Below are 23441 nucleotides of genomic sequence, written 5' to 3'. Positions count from 1 at the left end.
ACCCCCATCATGTCGCCCGAACGGGGCCGATGAGACGAAATTTTGAATATATGATTGGATCATGCTGACTAATCGTCATTAGCGTGTAAAGCTTGGTCATGTCTGTCGGCCCCCTTTTCTTAAAGTTAATTGCTATGTTAATGGAAAGCTGTGGAAGCTGTCAACCCCAAAAGATAAAAGGGTGGAAAAATGTGACTATGCGCATGGTGAAGTGTGAGCAACATCATAGTTCAATTGACCCAAAGCTGTTATTGTACTGAATATTCAAATATTCAGATATTGTTGATCGTTATGAAAACAATTCTGTGAAGGGGGACGGCGCAGCATGGAAGGAGATCTCCAGAAGTTTAAGGCTGATTTTTTCAAAGCATTGGCTCACCCTCTGCGCATCCGCATTTTGGAGGTGCTGAGTGAAGGGGAACGGAATGTGAACGAGCTGCAGACTGCGCTTGGTTCCGAAGGTTCTGCCGTATCGCAGCAATTGGCTGTTTTACGGGCTAAAAATTTGGTGAACAGCTTTAAGGAAGGCACAACGGTCGTGTATTCACTACGTGATCCGCTCTTAACGGAGCTGCTAGCGGTGGCGCGGCAAATTTTTGACAATCATTTAGTCGAAGCGATCTCGTTGCTGGAAGGCATACGTAACGAGAAGTAATGCTACTACAGAAAAGAAGGGTTACAGGGATGAAGTGGAGAGGAAGGTTTGAAGGCTATAACGCAGGGGCTTTACGAAAGGATTTAATTTCTGGAAGCATCGTAGCAATTGTGGCGATCCCGCTCGGTATGGCGTTCGCCATTGCATCGGGGGTAAAGCCGGAATATGGTCTGTACACAACCATCATAGCGGGAATTTTGATTTCACTGCTGGGGGGGTCTAAATTTCAGATCGGAGGCCCTACAGGCGCGTTTATTCCGATTTTGCTCGCTATAGTCATGCAGTACGGCTATGAGAATTTACTGATAGCTGGTTTTATGGCAGGTATTATACTCATTTTAATGGGTGTTCTAAGGTTGGGGGCATTGATCAAATTTATTCCCAAGCCTGTAACCATTGGCTTTACGGCCGGGATTGCCGTGACGATCTTCAGTGGTCAAATTGCTAACTTTCTCGGCTTGCGCGGGGTAGAGCGACATGAAACCTTTCTGCCTTCGATGGCAGAGATCATCCATCGGCTTCCTTCACTCAATGTGTACAGCATCCTGACAGCTTGCATCTGTCTTGCTGGGCTTATTGTGGTGCCTAAAAAATGGCCCAAGATACCTGGCTCGCTGGTCGGCCTACTCTTGTCAACGCTGGTGGCAGCCTTGTTTTTTCCAGGGCAGGTGGCTACGATTGGCTCTGCTTATGGCGCAATTCCGGCATCTTTGCCTGAGCTGCATATTCCTGCGATAACGTGGGAATTAATCGTGAAGCTGTTGCCGCCAGCACTGGTTATAGCGATGCTGGGGGCTATTGAATCGCTGCTTTCAGCGGTGGTAGCTGACGGGATGACGGGTACCCGCCATAACAGCAATCGCGAACTGGTTGGACAAGGGATTGCCAATTTGCTGACACCACTATTTGGCGGCATTCCTGCGACAGGGGCGATTGCTCGTACGGCAACCAATATCCGCAACAACGCAGTTTCTCCTATGTCAGGCATTGTGCATGGGGTCGTTGTGCTCCTCATTCTGATGCTTTTTGCGCCTTATGCATCTAATATTCCATTGGCCAGTATGGCACCCGTGTTGATGGTAGTCGCCTGGAATATGAGTGAACGCAAGCATTTTGCGCACATTCTCAAAACACGGACAGCGGACTCAATTGTGCTGGTCGTCACCTTTTTGCTGACGGTTTTTACGACACTGACAACGGCTGTGGAGGTAGGTCTGATCTTGGCAGTTGTATTGTTTGTCAAACGTATGAGCAGTACACTTTCGGTCGATAAGGTGCTTCCCGACCCTTCTGTGAAGCATGAAAAAGTAGGTGCACATATGGTTACAGAGCAGCACGATTGCCCGCAGGTGGCTATTTACAATGTGGAAGGTCCCCTATTTTTCGGTGCAGCCTCGGCGTTGGAAAACTCGGGGGTAGGGGGACAGACTGGCCACCAGCAGGGGATTTTGTTGTTGCGAATGGGAAAGGTCCCTTTTATGGATATGACGGGAGAAGCTAACTTTACTGCATTAATACAAAAATACCGCAAGTCTGGTGGGACTGTGCTTGTGTCCGGACTCCAGCCTCAACCGCTAGAACTACTACAGAAAACCGGATGCTACGACATGATCGGGCAAAATCATTTTTTTGAACATACAGGGGAGGCTCTGACGGCAGCTCTTGCAATAGTAAATCAGGATCGGTGCAGGGGGTGCAGGCAAATGGCTTTTCGAGAATGTACGGGCCTGTGCCGCAGAACCCAGGAAACCAAATCTTCCTTTCCAGAAGGAGCCGTTTCGGTTCCCATACCTGTAAATAGCGGCAGATAGCGTTCTTCTACAATTGTTGCTGATTGGCTAAAAACCTCTTCCATTTTCGAAAATAAATGCGAGTCTTCACGTTGCATTTGGTTTCGGATCATAGAAGAGGTTTTTCACTCTTTCAAGAAAAAAAGGAATAAAATTCAAAAAAAGCTTGAATATCTGTTTTTATGACACTATACTAGATTCAAAAGATACCAATTGTTTCATACTTTTGTTTAAAATTGTATTTTAGTATATGTTATATCAACCTCCTCGATCACTTCTAGTATTTTACCCTACCTTTTTCTTCAGCTTTTTCACTTGCTTTTTCCTAGACTTGTTCACAATTCTTAATCGAATGTCTTTCCTTGCGGTCTGCGCCAAAGATGGTTCACCTCAGAATATGACCTATGATTTCACCTCGGGATCTATATTTTTAAAGGAGGTGAGTACCAGAGGCTATTTGTTGGCTTTTTACGTTGCTGCCCTTAAGGCTGTCATTGAGAAACAAAAAACAAGTATAAGGAGATGAAAAGTATTGATTAAGTCGAAACGTATCAAAAAGACGCTGTCGGCCAGTTTTACCGCTATTCTTGCTTTTTCTCTGATTTCTCCGGTGTATGCGGATTCCAGCACAACTTCTTTAGCAGGGGCATCGACGATTTCCGCCAAGGTTTCAGCCAAGTTGAATCAACAATTCAGTACCAGCGAGTATGTCACCTATCTAGTTAAATTAAAAGATCAGGTAGATACGGAGTCTGTGGCTAAGCATGCTTTTCAGAAGGCTTCTGCCGAGCAGATTTCCCCCGCTGCTGCCAAGCTTTCTGTACGTAAAACGGTTGTTAATTCTCTCATGGATACCGCAGAGAAAACTCAACCCTCCGTGGAAGAATACTTAAAGAAGGAAGTCAATAACGGAAACGTTAAAAAGTATAAGAGTTACTTTATCGTGAATGCATTTGCGGTAACCAGTACCAAAGAGGTCATGGATAATCTCGCCACCCTGCCTGAGATCGACAAAATTTTACCGGATGAAAAGCGCGAGCTGCAAAAGGTAGAAATCAATAAGGATGCCCAGCCGGCAGGGGAGCAATCAACAACAGATCAAGCAGTTGCAGATCAAACTGCTGTCGACCCGGCTGTGACGGAAGAGAATGCACAAAAATCGGTGCAAGAATCCGTATATAAAGATGCGGTAACGCCAAGTCGTGTGGAGTGGAATATTTCTAAAATTAAAGCACCAGAGGTTTGGGCCAAAGGTATTGACGGCAAAGGCATTGTCGTTGCTAGTTTGGATACAGGTGTTGAGTATACTCACCCGGCATTGAAAAGAAAATGGCGCGGGCTGAATGCTTCTGGTCAAGTCGTAAATCCAGAGCTGAGCTGGTATGATGCGGTGAGAGGCGCAGCGCTGCCAACCGATTCCCATGGACATGGTACACATACGATGGGGACAATCGTTGGCTCAGACAGCGACGGTACGAATCAAATCGGTGTTGCCCCAGGGGCCAAGTGGATTGCCGTGCGAGTATTTAATCCATCTACCACAGATTCCATCTTGCTGGATGGTGGGCAGTGGATTCTTGCACCTGTAGATAAAAACGGCGAAAAGCATCCTGAACTTGCCCCGGATGTGGTGAATAATTCTTGGGGTGGTGGACCTGGCCTGAACGAATGGTATCGCCCAATGATCAAGGCGTGGAGAGCGGCTCAGATATTCCCCGAATTCTCCGCAGGGAACACAACATGGTCAAATCCAGGCGGAGCCGGGTCTGTAGCCAATCCGGCGAATTTGCCGGAGGCTTATGCCACAGGGGCCACGGACGTTAACAACAAGCTGGCCAGCTTCTCGCTGCGCGGTCCTTCTCCTTATGACGAAGTGAAGCCTGAAATTTCGGCTCCTGGTGTCAACATCCGTTCTTCTGTACGGGGTGGAGTGTATGAGGGGGGATGGAACGGTACTTCCATGGCAGGTCCGCATACAGTCGGATTGGTGGCGCTGCTTCTTCAGGCCAAACCATCATTGACGGTGGATCAACTGGAGGATGTGATTTCGAAAACCGCAACACCGCTGACTGACAGCCAGTATCCGACTTCACCCAACAACGGCTATGGAAATGGTCTGATCGATGCGCTTGCTGCGGTGAATTCCGTACTTAACTAAAAATAATCAGACAGGTTAAAGAAAGATCCCCGAAAATCCCTTTGGTGGCTCGTATAAGGATTGCACGCAACGGCTAACCGTGTGTTGCAATCATGACGTAGCGGCTTAAAAGGGGTTTTCGTACATAAATGAACATAAAAGTCATAGAATTTCAAGAAAAATGCAAAAAAATGACTTGTATATCTGTTTTGGTAACTTTATACTATCCATAATATATGATTTTATATCAATTTTTAATATAAAATGTAATGATATAACATGTTTTTTTCTTCGAATCGCTCCTGCTCTTTCTCCTAGGTATCTACTAGAGTTTTATCGCTTTTCTATTGGATTTTAAACTCACCTATGAAGTACTTCCATCTATGAATCGCCTAATAGTTTTGTGTTTCACTATAATCTATGAAGGAGGTGGTCGCCAACACATCGTATTGCGCAACCCGCGTGTTTGATGTGCAAGGCATGAGGTCTGACTCTGTACAGGTTATTTCGGAAGCATTAAACCTAGTAAAAGGAGTGGAGAAGTAATTGATTAAACCTAGACGTTTCAAGAAACCGTTGTCTATTGGACTCTCTTTGCTTATGGCCTTTTCATTTGTTCAACCCGCTTTAGCGAATAACACCCCGGATGGCTCCAAGCTGGAGCTGAAATCAGCCTCACACAAGGTCACGACCGCGAAGGTGTCCCCGAAACTGACCCAACAGTTTGAGGAGAACAACTATGTTACTTATTTGGTCAAATTAAAAGAACAGGTTGATACCAATAAGGTTTCCAAAAATGCTCTCCAAAAGGCCTCACTTGAGAAAATAACACCTTCCGCTGCCAAAATGGCTGCGCGCAGCCATGTAATCAGCTCTCTGCGTGAAACGGCTTCCAGAACCCAATATGGGCTTGAAAGTTATTTGGACAAGCAATCGGAGAGCGGCGGAGTAAAGGAATATAAAAGCTATTTTATAGTCAATGCTTTGGCTGTCACGAGCACCAAGGAGGTGCTGGATCATATTTCGAAGCTGCCCGAAGTTGATAAAATTTTGCCAAATGAAACACGTTATCTGCAAAAGGTAACGGTTGATAAGCAGTCAGAGAACACAGGCGCCAAAGCGGCTGAAACAGCAACGGCAGCAACAGCAGGAACAGCAAAGTCTGACACAGCACAGAAAGCTGTAGAACCGAAAAAGGACGATGGCAAAACATCGGCATTGCCTGGCAATACAGGTAAGAACGCTGTAGACCCATCTACGGTGGAATGGAACATATCCCATATTAACGCACCTCAAGTGTGGGAAAAGGGAATTGACGGAACCGGAATCGTGGTCGCCAATCTCGATACAGGCGTTGACTACACGCATCCGGCCCTGCATCGCAAATGGCGTGGTCTGGACGCGGCAGGCAATATCGTGAATCCTGAGCTGAGCTGGTACGATCCGCATAGTCATGCGCCGCTTCCGGTCGACCAAGAAGACGATTCCCATGGGACACATACGATGGGCACGATGGTCGGCTCCGAGGAAAATGGAACGAACCGAGTGGGCGTTGCCCCTGGTGCGAAGTGGATTGCGGTTCGGATTTTTAATCCGGAAACGACGGATGCGATTATACTGGACGGCGGTCAATGGCTGCTTGCGCCAAAAGACGCACAAGGTAATCTTCATCCCGAGCTTGCTCCAGACGTAGTGAACAACTCGTGGGGAGGCGGACCGGGCCTTGACGAATGGTTCCGGCCTGTAGTTCAGGCATGGCGGGATGCTCAAATCTTCCCTGAATTCTCCGCAGGGAATACCTCTCTCTCCAATCCGGGTGGACCTGGATCAGTAGCCAATCCAGCCAACTATCCGGAATCCTTTGCCACTGGGGCAACCGATATCAATGACAAACTAGGCAGTTTTTCATTGCTGGGACCCTCACCTTATGGTGAGATCAAGCCCGAAGTTTCCGCGCCAGGAGTAAATATCCGATCATCCGTAGCCGGTGGCGGCTATAAAGGCGGGTATAATGGTACTTCCATGGCGGGCCCTCATGTTGCCGGTCTTGCTGCTCTATTACTGCAAGCGAATCATTCTCTTACAGTAGACCAGCTGGAGGAAATTTTGATGAACACAGCTACACCACGCACGGACAGCACTTATCCTACTTCGCCAAACAATGGATATGGACATGGTGTCATTAATGCACTCGATGCAGTCGGATCTGTTATCCAGGGTCTAGGCTCCGTATCCGGTAAAGTCGTAACGGGCGGCGACGATCTGGAAGCACCTGTTCTTGAGCATACCCCGCCTGCAGCTGCATTCGATGGTCTTGATATACCTTTGACGGCTCATGTAACAGATAATGTCGGCGTGACAGCCGTTGAGGCATTTGCCAAAACAGCGGGTTCGTCAAACTATGTATATATTCCGTTGGAGCGGACCTCCGGAGACAGCAAAGACGGTACATATCAAGCGTCCATTCCGACCTTTTTGGTGGATAGCGCAGGTCTGGAATACTATATCCGTGTAAATGATTACGGTAATAACGGTTTTGAAACGGAAGTATATAAGGTGAATGTCTCCAAGGGTGTTACACCAGGCTACACGCAAGACTTTGAAAAAGACATCGCCGGTATCAATATCGGGGGTCAAGGTAGTGTTTGGAAATGGGGAACCCCGACAAGCGGCCCTAAAAGCGCACATTCGGGTACAAAGGTCATTGCGACCAATCTCGAAGGCCAATACCAGACTAATACCAACAGTTATTTTATGGCCCCTCCCATTGATCTGACCAAGAGTTCCAAGGGGGCGCTGGTCAGCTTCAAGCATTGGTATGATCTTGAAAATAATTCTGATTTCGGCAAAGTGTATGTAGCGACCACAAACAATCAGAATGCGTTTGAACAGGTTTTATCGTTTACTGGCACCAGCAACGGCTGGAAAACACAATATCTTGATTTGCGAGCATTTGCGGGTCAAAAGGTATACCTCCTGTTCAACTTTACTAGTGACAATACAATCGTGAAAGATGGCTGGTACATTGACGACCTGTCCATTCAGGAGCCAGATGCTGTTGCGCCTGCTGCACCTGGTCATTTGACGGCAGAGGCAGATACGGTAGGTAACGTCACACTCGCTTGGAATGCTTCCTCTGATGAGGATGTGAAGCAGTATAAGGTGTATCGTTCTACCCAGTCCGGCAAAAATTATACTTCTATCGGTACAACCTCTGGACTGACTTACACAGATACAATCACCGTCAGTGGTGCGACCTATCATTATGCAGTGTCGGCCGAGGATTACAGCGGTAACGAAAGTGCAAAGTCGAACGAGGCTTCACTAAGAGTGGACGTGCCGGATACGCTGTATAGCGATCATTTTGACGGCAGCTCAGACAATGGCTGGACTCATTCCGGTACCAAGGATGAGTGGGAACGCGGCGTTCCTAAGGAAGTAGGACCGGAGAGCGCATTGTCCAAACCGAATGTGTGGGCCACTGATCTTGACGGCAACTATGAGAATGGTGCCGACTTTTCACTGGTTTCTCCAAAAATTAATTTGAATGGTATACGCAACGCAACACTGACCTTCAATCACTGGTTTGAAATTGAAGGCGGCTATGATTATGGATATGTAGAAGTGTCCAAAAATAATGGCGACACATGGAGTGAGCTGGGCAAATTCTCGCATAATACCAATGGCAAAAAATGGAGCCCTGTTTATTACAACTTGGATAGCTATACTGGCAATGAAATTCAAGTTCGCTTCCACTTGAAATCGGACAACAGTGTGAACAAAAATGGCTGGTATATTGACGATTTTCGTGTGCTGGGTGTTCCAGCTTCGACCGTGACCAAGGATATCGTACCTGAGTCCAAGATCAAGCCGGAAAAAGCGGAAGAACAATTCCCATTGTTCAAAATTACAAGCACTGAAAAGAGCGAATTCCAAGAGAAGGTGAAATCGGCAGAAGCATCCATGGAGCGTGGACGTGTTGGTCTCGATAGTCTTCCAGCTAGTGCTACGGTTACAGTACTGGAAACCGGACGTTCGGTGAAAACAGACCCGACCACAGGCAAATACAGCTTCACTCATGTAGCGGGTGACTATACGCTAAAGGCCGAAGCCTACGGCTACGTGCCTCAGACGAAAGCAGTTACGATTGAGAATAATAAAGTCATCAGAGCAAACTTTAGTCTCCAAGCTGTCCCTCATGGTACGATTCACGGGGTTATTACCGACAAGCAGTCCGGTGAACCGATCCAAAAAGCGAAGGTATTGGTGCTGGAGGATGCACGTGTTGCTCCGGTAGAGACGAATGAGGCTGGAGAATTCACGTTGGACGTGTTGGAGGGAACATACACATTATCCATTGCGGCCGAAAATTATTATAGTGACAGTATTTCCGTTACGGCTCCTCCCAACAGCAGTGTAGAAGCGAATGTCACGTTGAAGCCTTTCATCGGCTTCCAAGGAGGCATCGCCTATGATGACGGGACGGGGGAAAATGCCAGAGCCTTTAACGCAGCAGGTAATTCATGGGCAGTGAGAATGACACCTGAGTCCAAAGTGGCACAAGTAACAGGGGCATCGCTACTGTTCTGGAACTCAGCCTTCCCGAATCCGGGAGGAACGGCATTCCAATATTCTGTCTATGACGCCTCTGGTGCAGCAGGAGCACCTGGACGACTATTGGCTGGTCCATTCGACGGGACTGCCGTTCGGGATGAGACACAGTGGACGACGGTACAGCTTCCAGAGCCGGTGACGGTTCAAGGCGATTTCTACATTGTATATACGCAGTCTGCTGTAGGCACACAGTCACCGGGTCTTGCTACAGATGAAAACAGTCCCAATGCGCTTCGCAGCTGGCAAGGTGTAAGCGGCACATGGAGTCAATCACCCGAAGCGGAAGGGAACTACATGATCCGGGCGATCGTCAGATATCCGGTGAATGCTCCAACGATTACGACTCCTACGAAGGCAACGTATACACAGGAGGATACGATTACCGTCACAGGGACTTCTCCGGCTGAAGGAGCCGATATTCAGCTCTTTAACGGCAAGGAGCTGGCCGGCACAACGAAAGTGAAGGATCGTCAGTTCAGTTTGGCGGTTGATCTTCAGCCAGGTGCTAATCTGCTAAGTGTCCAAGCGGCGGTATACGGTAAAGTAACAGATCGTTCCGAGCCAGTGGTTGTGACGCTCGATCAGACCAAACCGGGTCTGATCCTGACTTCACCGGCTGAAGGAGCCCGTACGAATGCGGGTGTCGTCAGTGTAACCGGTACGGTGTACGACGAGTTCCTTAGCGAATTGACGATTAACGGCGAGCCTGCTGAATTCGGAAGTGACGGCAGCTTTAACAAGCGGTTGCTTATTAACGAAGGTGAAAATCAAATTACAGTGACGGCCAAAGATCTTGCCGAAAATGAAACGACTGTTACACGCTCGGTGTATGTCGATACAGCGCTGCCGAAGCTTGAAAATATTAATCCTGCCGAGGATGTACGTATCATACCAGGGCAGCCGGTACGAGTATCTTTTGACAGTGCGTCTGGCTTGGAGGCGTCCTTCCATGTGGAGCTGCCCTTTAACCTATCCACTCTGGCCCGCAACGAAATTCCATTAAATGAAACTTCGTCAGGCCACTATGAAGGTACGTATCTCACTTCATCTTCTCTGAACCTGGAAGGCGGAGTCATCGTGATCCGGGCAAGGGATGCAGCGGGGAATGAAGTGGAGACGGAGGCGCCTGGAAGATTGTATGTAACCCCTGGCGGAGGAGAGGGCCCTGATCCGAATCCACCTACATCGAATGAAAAGCCGGTAGCTATTATTCAGGCGAATGATTCAGCCAAGAAAAACAAAAATGTACAATTTAACGCCAAAGCTTCCCGTGCTGCAGATGGTGAAATCGTCAGTTACAGTTGGGATTTTGGCGATGGCGATACAGGGGTTGGTTCGAAGGTGAAGCATAAATTCACCACAGCCGGAACGTATACCGTGGAGCTTACGGTGACGGATAATGACGGCGCAAGCGGTAAGGCAGTGCATACCATCACAATCCGCTAGCAGTAAGGGATGAAATTCCCTTTTTAGAACAGCAATGCAAGCAAGCCCACAGCAAGTCCCTATTCATAGAGACTGCTGTGGGCTATTTTTAAATTGTCGAACAGCCCGGGAAGCGATACAATGAACATTAATCTATGAAGTGAATCGTTTCACAACAATATTTTTTAGCAGGAGAGGATCATATTGATTCATTTGCAAAAAGAAAGCGGACGTATCCGTCTTATGCTGGATGCCTATTTTATGGGGGAAGATATCGTGGTGCTCATATCAGGCGGTGATCAGCCTCACTTGGGAACGATTACAGCAGGGGCTAGGCTTGAGCCGGTTCAAACCGTTCAATTACAAAACCACAAGGAATTTTATATTACCGAAGAAATTGCAGTCCGCTTGCGAAAAGAGTTTGCAGGCAACTTTGCCATTTGCTGCGGGACGCATTTGGATCATGCCACCAAGGACGAAATCCGAGTGCTGACAGATATGGCTATACAATTGGGAAAAGAGCTCATTGAAGAACTTAAGCGAGCACGCTTATAGAGACTTTTCTAAGTGAACTCCCGAAAGAGTAGATGGCGATAGGGATACTTACTAAAGGGGTATTTAAAAAGCAATGCAAAGCCATCATCCTCAATGTGTACGGATTTTAGCGCAGAGGAGGGAATTAAACTGCGGATCATGACATGAACGGCCCGCTGGTCTTGCCTGTTGATCGCTTTGGCTAGGGCAGAAGCAAAGCTTTGATTGCGTGCCAATTCGCGATACAGCGGAAAAACGGCTTTGGCAATAGCGCGATGAACCTTCGGTTCAAATGTAAACTGCACCGTCCCCGGTGGAATCGTCGTACCGTTCGTATAATAGAGCATCGGTGGCTGAGTGAAAAAGGAAATAAAGTAGCCGATGCCATTCGTGCCTAAGCCTTGTTTGGCGGCAAACGGCGCTACCGAGCAAAGAAGGGATTTCATCCGATCCAGGTTGCCTTGAACGACAGCTCGCGACCATTGGATGGCAAAAGTACGGCGGATTGCGATAGCTTTGTAAAATGGCAGCATGGCGGCGGATATTTTCTGAAGTGTTTTTGCATGTAAGCGTTGGTGAGGTGAGCCCTTCTTGCGAGATGTTCCACGATATGGCATAGCTCCGTCCTCCTTGGCAGGATGCTCTCATGGAGCACATTTTATCTGTAATTAGGTATACTGTATGCCCGGTTATCCCAAAAAGTGCTCAGATGCTATGCTTCTTCCTTTTAGCGTTCTCAGTTGAAAAATTGAAATAAGTACTGTCCTGATTTGTAAGATTGTGGTACCCTAGAACGTATATATTGCTATTTTACATAATGGAGTTGAATTAAACAGATGAGTGACTTGTACAAGGAGCCTCGATCTTCCGATCCTTTTCAGGAGTCGAACGATTATAACGCCCCATTTAACCAGCCCCCGGTGGTCCCACCTACTAACAGTAAAGCTGTTGCCTCGATGGTGCTCGGGATTTTATCTGTTGTCATACCCTATCTTGGGTTGATTATCGGAATTGTGGGCATTATTTTGTCCAGTCTTTCCCTGAAGGAAATTAATCGATATGGTGAGCAAGGCAGAGGTATGGCCATCGCTGGACTGGTATGTAGTATTATCGGCACACTGATATATGCACTGATCATTATTTTCTTGGTTATCGTGGTTGTTGTGGCGGCCTCCAGTGGCGATTCGGATATTTTTTCAGACATTTAATAAATTATGAATGCTTGAGTTAGACAAACCATTCACGATTTGCCTATTGGATGCTATGATAAAAGGAGTCCAATTAAGGAGAGTGAAGCTGTATGGCACGTACTCAAACACAAAAGGCGTTGAGCAAGGCGAAGCGCGCGGGGATCTATTGTCCGGCACAGAGCCGCAAAACAAACGATCATTATGCAGAGATTTCACAGCACACGCGAATGAAGCCAACTAAGCAGGAACAATTACAAAAGGTCAAGCACAAGAAGCGACTCGTTCAGGGTGACGCTTCTTTTTTTTGTCTTGATCGAAGTCGAAAAACTTCGAATAGCATTATACATAGGCCAAAAGGGACTTGATAATAATTATCATTCTTGTTAGAATGATAAGAAAGAAGGAACCCTGGCAGGGGCTCCCTCATTATAAAGCTATAGTTTGGTTCAAAAACTAAAACTAAGGTCTACTTTGCTTCAAAGGTTTTGCAGTCTGTTTCTTCGGACGTGTGAGTGTCCGCAGGCTTGTTGCTTACGATATAAATGGAGCTTGCGCTGCATTTATTATCTTGAGCCCAGTACGTGCATGAGTTGACTTCGCACAGAACGTCTTTTGCCATATTGTTCACCTCCTTGTAAGGATGTGATGGGCTGAGCAATACAATCACAGTCAGTCAAGGTAGGACTTGTCCAACTGTGTCTACCCTCTTGGCAAGAAGAGGGATTTTGCTATGCCTACCCGTACAATATCAAAACCATTTTAAAATTGCAATGTTACGTCATGTAGCAGTAAAACAAAAGCTGTCCCTATGCAGAACGAAATGCTCTTCTGCTGGAGACAGCTTTTTTTGTTTTTCCAATCGAATGGCGGCACTAAAGGACTTAGCGCACGTTAGGAATATTTACGATAGGATCAATATCAGCCTCATAGTCCACACCCTCGAACTCAAAACCGAACAGTTGGAAAAATTCGCGACGATATCCCTCAAGATCGGACAATTCATAGATATTTTGGGTCGTCAGTTCCTCCCATATTTTCGCTACTTCTGTCTGCACATCCTCGCGCAGTTCCCAATCATCAATGCGAATACGACCTTCTTCATCTACAGCCGTTTCTGGTGCGTACAGACGCTCGGCAAACAGACGGTAGCTCTGTTCTATGCACCCTTCATGCAGCCCTTTTTCCTTCATCACCTTGTATAAAGCGGAAATATACAGAGGAACGACAGGGATGGCAGAGCTGGATTGGGTCACGAGTCCTTTGGTGACTGCGACAAAGGCGCGTCCCCCTGTAGATTTCAGCTGGTCGTTCAGCTGACGTGCTGTCGCTTCCAGATGATCTTTTGCACTTCCGATACTGCCTTCTCGGTAGATGGCTTGGGTAATATCTGAACCGATATACGAAAAAGAGAAGGTAGTGGCGTTATCTGCGAGTACACCGCCTGCACGTAGGGCGTCAATCCACAATTTCCAATCCTCGCCGCCCATAACCTCTACAGTCCCTTGTACTTCTTCTTCTGTAGCTGGTTCAAGCGTCACGCTGCTGATTTCACCGGTGTGGAAGTTAACGGTCTTATTCGTGTAGGGTTTACCAATAGGCTTGAGCACGGAATTAGATGTTTCGCCTGTGCGGGGATTGATGCGGCGACCTGAAGCAACACTGTAAACTACCAGATCGACTTGTCCCAGTTCTTCGCGAATGGCTTCCACCGTTTTGGCTTTGACTTCATCCGAGAAGGCATCCCCGGTCACGCTCAAAGATTTAAGTCCGGCTTCCTGAGCAGCTTTCTCAAATGCAGCAGAATTGTACCAGCCTGCAGATGCTGTGCGTGTAGCCGTAGCATTGCTAGGACGATATACACCAATTGTATTGGCACGCGCCCCAAAAGCAGCCGTAATTCGAGAAGCCAACCCATATCCGGCAGATGCCCCGATCACAAGTACATTACGAGGTCCCTGGATAGCCGGACGGGCTTGTACATAGTCAATTTGCTCCTGAACATGTTGGGCACAGCCCACCGGATGAGCAGTGGTGCAGATAAAGCCACGTGTTCTTGGTTTGATAATCATATTATTGTAGTTCCTCTCTTCTTGTAGCAATCTTCACCCTTACTATTTTAACTTTTAACAATTTTTTTTCAAACGTGGATTTCAGTGAGTATTCTTTTTGCCCAAAAGTGAATCCCTGTACAGGGTGGCAAGTGCCTAAGAGTCTGCATATGATGCTGTAACGATAAACATGAGAAGGGAGAGAGCTGCTTGAAGAACAAGAGCCGCAAAACCAATAGAAACAAAAAGCCGCTCTATCGTGTAATTGACCCGGATATGAATGAGTTAAGTATGATACAACGCTCAAAACCACTGCCTGCGGAGAGGGAGACAGAAGCAAGAATTCATCAAGTTGCTTCTCCGCCTCCCCCAACTACAGAGGAGTCGGAGCTACAGACAGTTGTCGAGCCTGATGTCGAGGCTCTGCACGAGAAGGAGATTGAGGTTGCAGATACGGAGGAGATTCCAGTTGCGATAGAGGAATCCCCACTGCCTGAGCCTGAGCTAGAACCAGAACCAGTCTCAGAACCTGAGCCGGAGCCAGAACCAGAACCAGATCCAATTGATGTGGAAGAAATTTTGAACAATAAGAAAGCTCCGCATGTAAACAACGCTTTCATCTATACAGACGATTTGAGTGATTTCGCTGTGACAGGTGAAAAGATCGCTCCCGCTTCCATAGATTCCAGCAAGCTGAAACAAGAGAGTATCCAAACGGAATTTCTAGCAGATTATGCTGTTCATACAATTAAAATAGCTGACGGTGCTGTGACTGCCTCGAAGATTGCTCCCGACTCCATTACGGTCGAACATTTGTCGGACGCATCTGTGGCAGGCAGTAAATTGCAGGATCGATCCATCAGTGGTGAAAAACTTCGGGATGGCAGCATCACTCCAGAAAAGCTGGCGGATAAAATTATCAGCGGCGATCATATTGCAAATGGCTCGATTGAGAGCCGTCATTTCAAGCAATGGATCGTGTCCTCAGATATGCTTCAAGATCAGTCGGTCACCTCTGATAAAATTCGCAGCGGTACGATTCAATCAAACAATTTGGCAAATGAAGCTGTCGACAGCTCCAAGCTGGGCGATCAGTCTGTGACCACCTCCAAACTGCGGGATGGGGCTGTGGATGGAACTAAAATCCAGGCAGGCAGCATTGAGAGCGCACACCTGACCGAGCATGCCGTTCATGCCCGGCATCTAGCTCCTGGTTCGATTAATCGCCAGCAGCTGACCGACGGAATTGTGGGCAGAGAACAATTGGAAGAAGGTGTTGTCAGCGGGCGTCATCTGGAATCTGAGGCAGTCACCAGTGTGCATATTCAGGCAGGAGCGATTGAAAGAAAGCATCTCAGTCCTGGCTCCATTGGGGAAGAGCAGCTTGGAACGGGCCAAGTGACAGCCCGGCATATCGCAGATCGGAGTATTCAATCCAATAAACTGGCAGATCAGTCTGTAGGCTCATTGCAAATTGTGGATCAATCCGTCACTTCATCCAAAATATCGGATCAGAGCATTCTCCCACACAAAATTGCCGATGAGGCAGTACTTACCAGACATATTGCAACAGCAGCTATACAAGGAGCTCAGATTTCTCCGGAGGCGATCTCTTCCGTGCATCTTCAATCCGAAATTATTCGGAAAGATCATATTGCACCTGAGGCGGTTACGGAGCAACATTTGCATACCGGGGCTGTGACAAGCGAGAAAATAAGGAAGGGTGCAATTCTGGATCATCATGTGGCAAATCAGGCTGTCAAGGAAAATCACGTTGCTCCGAGCGCTATTAAATCTGACAAAATCGCTGATGAAGCAGTGATAGAAACTAAAATTGGTACAGGTGCGGTCACCAGCAATAAAATTGCGTCTCAAGCCGTTACCCACGTACACATTGCATCCGGAGTCATCCGTGAAAACCATCTTGCCGACAACAGTGTGGGTGGAAAGGCGTTACAGCCTCAAGCGGTTGATTCGACCCATTTGGCCCAAAGCTCTGTACAGAGCAAGCATCTTGGGGAAAACAGTGTCGGAACCGCAGCGTTGCAGGAACAGTCCGTTACCGCAGACATACTAGGCGAAGGCGCTGTTCAAACCGCGCATTTGGCCAGCGGAGCGGTATACTCCCACCATTTGCAGGATCATGCCGTTACTTCGTTGAAATTATCGCCGGAAAGTGTGGCTACGGATAAAATTAATGATTTGGCGATTACTGCGCCTAAGCTAGCTGAGGGCAGTGTCACTTCCTCCAAGCTGTCTGCTCGTTCGGTGCAGCCATGGCATATTACAGATAAAGCAGTGCTGAGCAACCATCTGGCTGTTGAGGCAGTGGAGGCGTCTCATCTCGCTCCGGAATCCATTACCTCCAACCATTTGCAATCTGCTTCGATCCAAACCAAACATCTCGCCCCAGATAGTGTGTCCGGCCATGCACTTCAGTCGGAAAGTGTCACTTCCGAGAAGTTAGCGGCTCGGGCTGTGCAGGCTTCCAATCTGGCAGAAAATAGCGTGGGACCTGGACATCTGGCTTCACAGGCCGTACAGACCAGACATTTGGCCGCAGGAGCAGTAGAGGAGACGATATTAGCCCAGAATGCTGTGAAGTCAGAGCATCTTGCAGCAGAATCCGTCCAATCAGAGCACCTACAAAGCGGGATCATTCAGGAAGAACATATTGCATTGCAGGCCATATCAACTGATGCTTTGCAGGATGCGTCTGTTACGTCCGATAAATTGGCGGATGAGGGTGTGACTTCCACCAAGCTGTCAGCCCATGCAGTGCAGTCCGAGCATATTATGGACGAAGCTGTACAAAGCAATCACTTGGCCGTGGCGGTTGTAGACTCGACACATCTGGCATCTGGAGCGGTCACCTCGGTGCACCTACAGGCCTCCTCGGTGCTTACGAGACACTTGGCTCCGGATAGTGTGTCTGGTCGTGCACTACAAGCGGAAAGTGTTACCTCGGAAAAGCTGGCGGCCCGCTCGGTACAAGGAATGAACCTTGCAGAAGGCAGTATTGGCCCTTCACATCTATCTGTGCAGTCTGTACACACGCGGCATTTGGCAGCTGGATCGGTACAGGATAGAGTGCTGGCAGAAGGAGCGGTGAAGTCGGTGCACATTGCCCGCGAATCGATCCAGCCGCACCATCTGCAAACTGAAACCATTCAGGGAGAGCATATTGCATCCCAGGCCATATCGACCGATGCTTTACAAGATGAGTCTGTGACATCTGACAAACTGGCGGATGAGGGTGTGACTGCCGCCAAGCTGTCGGCCCACTCGGTACAGTCGTGGCACATTACAGACGAAGCGGTGCGGGGAAATCATTTGGCAGAAGAGACCATTCAGTCAAACCATCTGGCGCCGGAAAGTGTCACCTCAGCCCACTTGCAGTCCGCGTCAGTGCTCACGAACCATCTGGCGCCAGATAGTGTGTCTGGTCGTGCGCTACAAGCAGAAAGCGTCACTTCTGAGAAGCTCGCAGCCCACTCGGTGCAGGGAACGAATCTGGCGGAAGACAGCGTTGGCCCCTCACATTTGTCTGCACAGTCCGTACACGCCCGACATTTGGCAACTGGCGCAGTACAGGATACAACGCTGGCGAAGGGTGCAGTGAAGTCGGTACACATCTCCCCGGGGTCGATCCAGCCGCATCATCTGCACGCTGGAATCATTCAGGGCGAGCATATCGCATCTCAGGCCATATCGACTGATGCGTTGCAGGACGCGTCCGTTACGCCTGATAAATTGGCGGATGAGAGTGTGACTGCCGCCAAGCTGTCAGTCGACTCGGTACAGCCATGGCACATTACAGATGAAGCGGTGCAAGCCAATCATTTGGCAGCAGAAGCCATCCAGTCAAGCCATCTGGCCTCGGAATCTGTTACCTCTCGCCATTTGCAGGCTTCCTCAGTCCTTACGAGCCATCTGGCGCCGGATAGTGTATCTGGTCATGCGCTACAAGCGGAAAGCGTCACCTCGGAAAAGCTGGCGGCCCGCTCAGTACAAGGGACGAATCTGGCGGAAGGCAGCATCGGCCCGTCACATCTGTCTGCTCAGTCCGTACACAGCCGGCATCTGGTAGCCGGAGCGGTACAGGATAGGGCGCTAGCCGAGGGAGCAGTGAAGTCCGTGCATATCGCTCCAGAATCGATCCAGTCCCACCATCTGTTCACTGGAGTCATCCAGGGCGAGCATCTGGCATCCCAGTCGATATCGACTGATGCATTACAGGATGCGTCCGTTACGTCTGATAAATTGGCGGATGAGGGTGTGACTGCCGCCAAGTTGTCGGCGCACTCGGTACAGCCGTGGCACATTGCAGATGAATCGGTGCAAGCCCATCATTTGGCAGAAGAGGCCATTCAGTCGAGCCATCTGTCCCCGGAAAGTGTTACCTCAGCACACTTGCAGTCTTCGGTGATACTTGCAAGCCATTTGGCGCCGGATAGTGTATCTGGTCATGCGCTACAAGCGGAAAGCGTCACTTCGGAGAAGCTCGCAGCGCGCTCGGTGCAAGGGACGAATCTGGCGGAAGATAGCGTCGGTCCTTCGCATTTGTCCGCACAGTCGGTCCACACCCAGCATTTGGCAGACGGCGCAGTGCAGGATACCGCGCTAGCCGAGGGGGCGGTGAAATCCGTGCACATTGCCCCAGAATCGATCCAGTCGCACCATCTGCATACTGGAACCATTCAGGACGAACACATCGCATTCCAGGCCATATCGACCGATGCATTACAGGATGCGTCCGTTACGTCTGATAAATTGGCGGATGAGGGCGTGACTGCCGCTAAGCTGTCAGTGCACTCGGTACAGCCGTGGCACATTACAGATGAAGCGGTGCAAGCCAATCATTTGGCAGAAGGGACGATTCAGTCGAGCCATCTGTCCCCGGAAAGTGTCACCTCAGCCCACTTGCAGTCTTCGGCTGTACTTGCGAGCCATCTGGCTGCAGATAGTGTGTCCAGTCGTGCGCTACAAGCGGAAAGCGTCACCTCGGAGAAGCTGGCAGCCCACTCGGTGCAAGGGGCGAATTTGGCGGAAGGCAGCGTCGGTCCTTCGCATTTGTCCGCACAGTCGGTGCACACCCAGCACTTGGCGAATGGAGCAGTACAGGATACCGCGCTAGCCGAGGGTGCAGTGAAGTCGGTACACATTGCCCCCGAATCGATCCAGTCGCATCATCTGCATACTGGAACCATTCAGGCAGAGCATATCGCATCCCAGGCTATATCGACCGATGCATTACAGGATGCGTCCGTTACATCCGATAAATTGGCGGATGAGGTCGTGACTGCCGCCAATTTATCTCCACATTCCGTACAGCCGTGGCACATTACGGACGAAGCGGTGCAAGCCCATCATTTGGCAGAAGAGGTCGTTCAGTCGAGCCATCTGTCACCAGAAAGTGTTACCTCAGCTCACTTGCAGTCTTCGGCTGTACTGGCGAGCCATCTGGCTCCAGATAGTGTGTCTAGTCGTGCGCTACAAGCGGAAAGTGTCACCTCGGAGAAGTTGGCAGCCCACTCGGTGCAAGGAACGAATCTGGCGGAAGGCAGCGTGGGTCCTTCACATTTGTCTGCACAGTCGGTCCACACCCTGCATTTGGCGGCCGGAGCAGTACAGGACACAGCGCTGGCCGAGGGAGCAGTGAAGTCGGTACACATTGCCTCGGAATCGATCCAGCCGCACCATCTGCACGCTGGAACCATTCAGGGAGGGCATATTGCATCCCGGGCCATATCGACCGATGCATTACAGGATGCGTCCGTTACGTCTGATAAATTGGCGGATGAGGTCGTGACTGCTGCCAAAATATCTCCACATTCCGTACAGCCATGGCATATCACGGATGAAGCGGTGCAGGCCAATCATTTGGCAGAAGAAGTCGTTCAGTCGAGCCATCTGTCACCAGAAAGTGTCACCTCAGCTCACTTGCAGTCTTCGACTATACTTGCGAGCCATCTGGCTCCAGATAGTGTATCCAGTCGTGCGCTACAAGCGGAAAGCGTCACCTCGGAGAAGCTGGCAGCCCACTCGGTGCAAGGAACAAATCTGGCGGAAGGCAGCGTGGGTCCTTCACATTTGTCTGCACAGTCGGTCCACGCCCAACATTTGGCAGCTGGAGCAGTACAGGACACAGCGCTGGCCGAGGGTGCAGTGAAGTCTGCGCATATTGCTCCGGAATCGATTCAACCCCATCATCTGCAAAATGGAACCATTTACGGAGAACATATCGCATCCCAGGCCATATCAACCGATACATTACAGGATGCGTCCGTTACATCCGACAAACTGGCAGATGAGGTCGTGACTGCCGCCAAAATATCTCCACATTCTGTACAGCCATGGCACATTACGGATGAAGCGGTGCAAGCCCATCATTTGGCAGAAGAGACGATCCAGTCGAGCCATTTGGCGCCGGAAAGTGTCACCTCAGCCCACTTGCAGCCTTCAGCAGTGACGACCCAGCATATTGCGCCAGGGAGTGTATCTGTTCACGCGCTCCAGGCAGGCAGCGTGAACGCTGAGAAGCTCGCGCTTCGGGCAGTACGTGCTTCGCATTTGGCGGAAGCCAGCGTAGGCTCCGTGCATTTGACAGAGCATGCCGTCCACTCCCAGCATTTGTTCGATGGGGCGGTTCACGAGTCAGCACTGGCTGAGGGGGTTGTGCAGTCCCGGCACATTGCCCCGGATTCTGTCCAGTCCGAGCATTTGCAAGCAGGAGCTATTCAATCACAGCATATCGGCTGGCAGGCGGTGTCAGAGCAAACTATACAAGATGGAGCAGTGACGTCCGGCAAACTCGCAACTGGAACGGTGGAGTCCCGCCATGTGGCTGAAGCGGCAATTGAAGGCCGTCATATTGCAGAGGAAGTCATTGATTCGCATCATCTGAAACCCGGCTCGGTGACACTGGCGCAATTGTCCACAGATATTCATCTCTCGGGGCTTTTGCCGGAGGAAGGGGTCAGTGGCGACAGACTCCAGGCGAACAGTATATCCCGCAGTCATCTGCAAGCTCAGGTCGTCGACAGTGAGGTGCTGAGTCCAGAAGCTGTAGGTCCAGAGCATCTACAGGCTGCTGCGGTACAAAGTCATCATGTGGCAGAACAGAGCATCGAAGGTCATCATCTGGTAGAAGGTTCCGTGGGCTCACGTGAGCTGGAACTGAACGCAGTGAAGCCAGAGCATTTGAGCATCACCCCGGTCCGTACTTGTGCCAATCAGCCTGCATTGCAGCAGTTTGGTAGAGCGCCGTTTCTTTTAAAAGGAAGCGAAGGAGAGACAGAAGTAACCATTGTATTTGGGGAGCCGTTTGTGAACCCGGACTACACATTGGTAGCGATGACGAACCATCCTCTCTTTCATGCGACGCTGAAATCTCAGACGACTCACGGAGCGGTGATCGTCGTAACCAAGTGGAGTGAAACCGCGCATAACTACGGGATTGTTTCCTGGATTGCCATCGGTTAGCGTAGGTAATGATGTAACACTTATAGCGTGCAGACTCATGTATTTTTCAGATACAGAGCTGTACGCTTTTTTCATATACTTTTCACATATTTCTTCCACAATTATCCCGAATTCTCCTGATAAGCTAAAGATACTTTAAAGGAGAGGTGATTCAATCATGAAAAAATGGACTAAAAATGCAGCAGCCGTATTAACCGTAGTAAGCGTACTGGGAGGAGCAAGCAGTGCATTCGCTGCTACAGCAACTACAACTCCAGCCACCACTGCACCTGCCGCCAAAGCTTCTGTGGTTACGACTCCTGCTAGCAAAACACCGGCAAAAGCACCTGTAACGAAAACCCCTGAGGTGAAAGCACCTGTTAAAAAAGCTGCAACAGCTCATAAAGCAACAACTAAAGCCAAAAAGGCTCCTGCCAAAAAAGCCGTTGCGAAAAAAGTGGCAAGCCACAAAGTAAAAGCAGTGAAAGCAAAACACCGCACAGTTAAACATCATGCAAAAAAACATAAAGCTGTTCAACGCAAGGCAGCAGCACATAAAACCCGTGCACACCATGTCGTAGCTAAAAAAGTGACCCATAAAGCTCCAGTAAAAAAAGCAGTTCCAGCAAAAACAGCTCCAAAAACGGTGAAAACAGCTCCAAAAGCAGCAGCTAAAGTAGTAACAAACAAAAAATAAGGTAGAAGGTAGAAGTTAGTTAGCTTTCAGTTCACCTGGCATATACAGCAGCGATTCATGATAAGAAAAGACGGGACCGGGAACGGTATACCCGTCTTTTGTCTATTCTGCGGGGCTTCTGTTAAGCTTAGGAAAGGATGCTAGCATTCAGAACAACAGCAAGGGGTTAAGGCTATGACAAAAATAGTAGTAGTGGATGACGATGTGTTCATTTTACAACTAATATCTGAATATTTGAAAAAAGAGTCCTATGAGGTAACTTCCTTTTCCAGTGGGAAAACACTGGTAGAGCATATCCGAACCAACCGTCCGGATTGTCTCGTGCTTGATATTATGATGCCAGGCATTGATGGGCTTTCTCTATTGACTCAGCTTCGTGAGTTTACAGAAATGCCAATCATTATGATCTCCGCACGCGGAGAGGAAAGTGACCGCATCCACGGGCTGGAATTGGGATGCAGTGATTTTTTGACCAAGCCCTTTAATCCAAGAGAGCTGGTGGGAAGGGTCAAAGCGATGCTGAGGCTTAGCAAGGCGGGCACGTCCGCATCTGATGACAAGCAAGTAACAGAGAGCGCAAATCTTTGCCATGCGGGCAATCTATGCATTTTTGCTGACTTTCGTAAAGTTACAGTAGACGGACAAGCGGTGAATTTGACCTCACGTGAATTCGATCTACTGCTGTTTCTTGCGAATCATCTGGAACGACCTTTTGGCCGAGAGCATTTGATTCAGCAGGTGTGGAGCTATGATTTTATAGGAGATGTGAGGGTCGTAGATGATCTGGTCAAACGGATTCGCAAAAAGTTGGCAGAATACCACTCCACACTCGTCATTAACACGGTATGGGGCTTCGGATATAAAGCAACGGTTCAGGAGAAGTAAGC

13 protein-coding genes are annotated in these 23441 nt (G+C 49.0%); 10 read left to right on the top strand and 3 right to left on the bottom strand.

Going from position 1 to position 23441, the window contains the following annotated elements:
- Positions 1-325: 325 nt before the first annotated feature.
- The 5 genes from FKV70_RS14020 to lpdD all read left to right on the top strand — a co-directional run bounded on the left by FKV70_RS14020 (position 326) and on the right by lpdD (position 11176).
- A complete protein-coding gene (locus FKV70_RS14020) occupies positions 326-655 on the top strand; it encodes an ArsR/SmtB family transcription factor (RefSeq protein ID WP_016818694.1) in 330 nt (109 codons plus the stop codon).
- A 29-nt stretch (positions 656-684) separates the two neighbouring features.
- Positions 685-2466, top strand: a complete 1782-nt coding sequence (locus tag FKV70_RS14015) for a SulP family inorganic anion transporter (RefSeq protein ID WP_142613226.1) — start codon at positions 685-687, stop codon at positions 2464-2466.
- 511 nt (positions 2467-2977) lie between these two features.
- Entirely contained in the window at positions 2978-4603 is a 1626-nt protein-coding gene (locus tag FKV70_RS14010) for a S8 family serine peptidase (protein WP_142613225.1), read from the top strand.
- 525 nt (positions 4604-5128) lie between these two features.
- Complete coding sequence (locus FKV70_RS14005) at positions 5129-10642, top strand: S8 family serine peptidase (protein WP_142613224.1); 5514 nt, start codon at positions 5129-5131, stop codon at positions 10640-10642.
- Between the two features lie 183 nt (positions 10643-10825).
- Entirely contained in the window at positions 10826-11176 is a 351-nt protein-coding gene (lpdD, locus tag FKV70_RS14000; protein ID WP_063211262.1) for a prenylated flavin chaperone LpdD, read from the top strand.
- An 8-nt stretch (positions 11177-11184) separates the two neighbouring features.
- On the opposite strand, the gene FKV70_RS13995 is transcribed toward lpdD, so the two are convergent.
- A complete protein-coding gene (locus tag FKV70_RS13995; protein WP_142613223.1) occupies positions 11185-11772 on the bottom strand; it encodes a hypothetical protein in 588 nt (195 codons plus the stop codon).
- A gap of 219 nt (positions 11773-11991) precedes the next feature.
- Here FKV70_RS13995 and FKV70_RS13990 point away from each other — a divergent pair, with 219 nt between their 5' ends.
- Together FKV70_RS13990 and FKV70_RS13985 are read left to right on the top strand one after the other, a co-directional pair.
- Positions 11992-12363 carry a DUF4190 domain-containing protein gene (locus FKV70_RS13990; protein ID WP_063211257.1) on the top strand — a complete coding sequence of 124 codons (372 nt, stop codon included), beginning with the start codon at positions 11992-11994 and terminating at the stop codon, positions 12361-12363.
- Between the two features lie 92 nt (positions 12364-12455).
- Positions 12456-12710 carry a hypothetical protein gene (locus FKV70_RS13985; RefSeq protein WP_064796797.1) on the top strand — a complete coding sequence of 85 codons (255 nt, stop codon included), beginning with the start codon at positions 12456-12458 and terminating at the stop codon, positions 12708-12710.
- Between the two features lie 101 nt (positions 12711-12811).
- On the opposite strand, the gene FKV70_RS13980 is transcribed toward FKV70_RS13985, so the two are convergent.
- Together FKV70_RS13980 and fabV are read right to left on the bottom strand one after the other, a co-directional pair.
- Positions 12812-12964, bottom strand: a complete 153-nt coding sequence (locus tag FKV70_RS13980) for a DUF1540 domain-containing protein (protein WP_142613222.1) — start codon at positions 12962-12964, stop codon at positions 12812-12814.
- Positions 12965-13226: 262 nt separating this feature from the next.
- Positions 13227-14414 (bottom strand): enoyl-ACP reductase FabV, encoded by a 1188-nt coding sequence (gene fabV / locus FKV70_RS13975; protein WP_142613221.1) that lies wholly within the window; start codon positions 14412-14414, stop codon positions 13227-13229.
- A 189-nt stretch (positions 14415-14603) separates the two neighbouring features.
- Between fabV and FKV70_RS26255 the strand changes: the two genes are divergently transcribed.
- From FKV70_RS26255 to FKV70_RS13955, 3 genes are all read left to right on the top strand, one after another.
- Positions 14604-21878, top strand: coding sequence for a WIAG-tail domain (locus tag FKV70_RS26255; protein WP_208738405.1), 7275 nt, complete (start codon positions 14604-14606; stop codon positions 21876-21878).
- Positions 21879-22035: 157 nt separating this feature from the next.
- Positions 22036-22554, top strand: a complete 519-nt coding sequence (locus FKV70_RS13960; RefSeq protein WP_063211249.1) for a hypothetical protein — start codon at positions 22036-22038, stop codon at positions 22552-22554.
- A 174-nt stretch (positions 22555-22728) separates the two neighbouring features.
- Positions 22729-23439 carry a response regulator transcription factor gene (locus tag FKV70_RS13955; protein WP_064796794.1) on the top strand — a complete coding sequence of 237 codons (711 nt, stop codon included), beginning with the start codon at positions 22729-22731 and terminating at the stop codon, positions 23437-23439.
- Positions 23440-23441: the final 2 nt, after the last annotated feature.

Origin of the sequence: Paenibacillus ottowii (genome assembly GCF_006874425.1) — a bacterium.
GTDB lineage: Bacteria > Bacillota > Bacilli > Paenibacillales > Paenibacillaceae > Paenibacillus > Paenibacillus ottowii.
Note: the sequence above shows the minus strand (reverse complement) of the source record. Positions and strands in the feature narration are given on the sequence as shown.

Coding starts and splice junctions, on each gene's coding strand:
- FKV70_RS14020 (WP_016818694.1), top strand. CDS start 326: ATGGAAGGAGATCTCCAGAAGTTTAAGGCTGATTTTTTCAAAGCATTG.
- FKV70_RS14015 (WP_142613226.1), top strand. CDS start 685: ATGAAGTGGAGAGGAAGGTTTGAAGGCTATAACGCAGGGGCTTTACGA.
- FKV70_RS13995 (WP_142613223.1), bottom strand. CDS start 11,772: ATGCCATATCGTGGAACATCTCGCAAGAAGGGCTCACCTCACCAACGC.
- FKV70_RS13990 (WP_063211257.1), top strand. CDS start 11,992: ATGAGTGACTTGTACAAGGAGCCTCGATCTTCCGATCCTTTTCAGGAG.
- FKV70_RS13985 (WP_064796797.1), top strand. CDS start 12,456: ATGGCACGTACTCAAACACAAAAGGCGTTGAGCAAGGCGAAGCGCGCG.
- FKV70_RS13980 (WP_142613222.1), bottom strand. CDS start 12,964: ATGGCAAAAGACGTTCTGTGCGAAGTCAACTCATGCACGTACTGGGCT.
- fabV (WP_142613221.1), bottom strand. CDS start 14,414: ATGATTATCAAACCAAGAACACGTGGCTTTATCTGCACCACTGCTCAT.
- FKV70_RS13960 (WP_063211249.1), top strand. CDS start 22,036: ATGAAAAAATGGACTAAAAATGCAGCAGCCGTATTAACCGTAGTAAGC.
- FKV70_RS13955 (WP_064796794.1), top strand. CDS start 22,729: ATGACAAAAATAGTAGTAGTGGATGACGATGTGTTCATTTTACAACTA.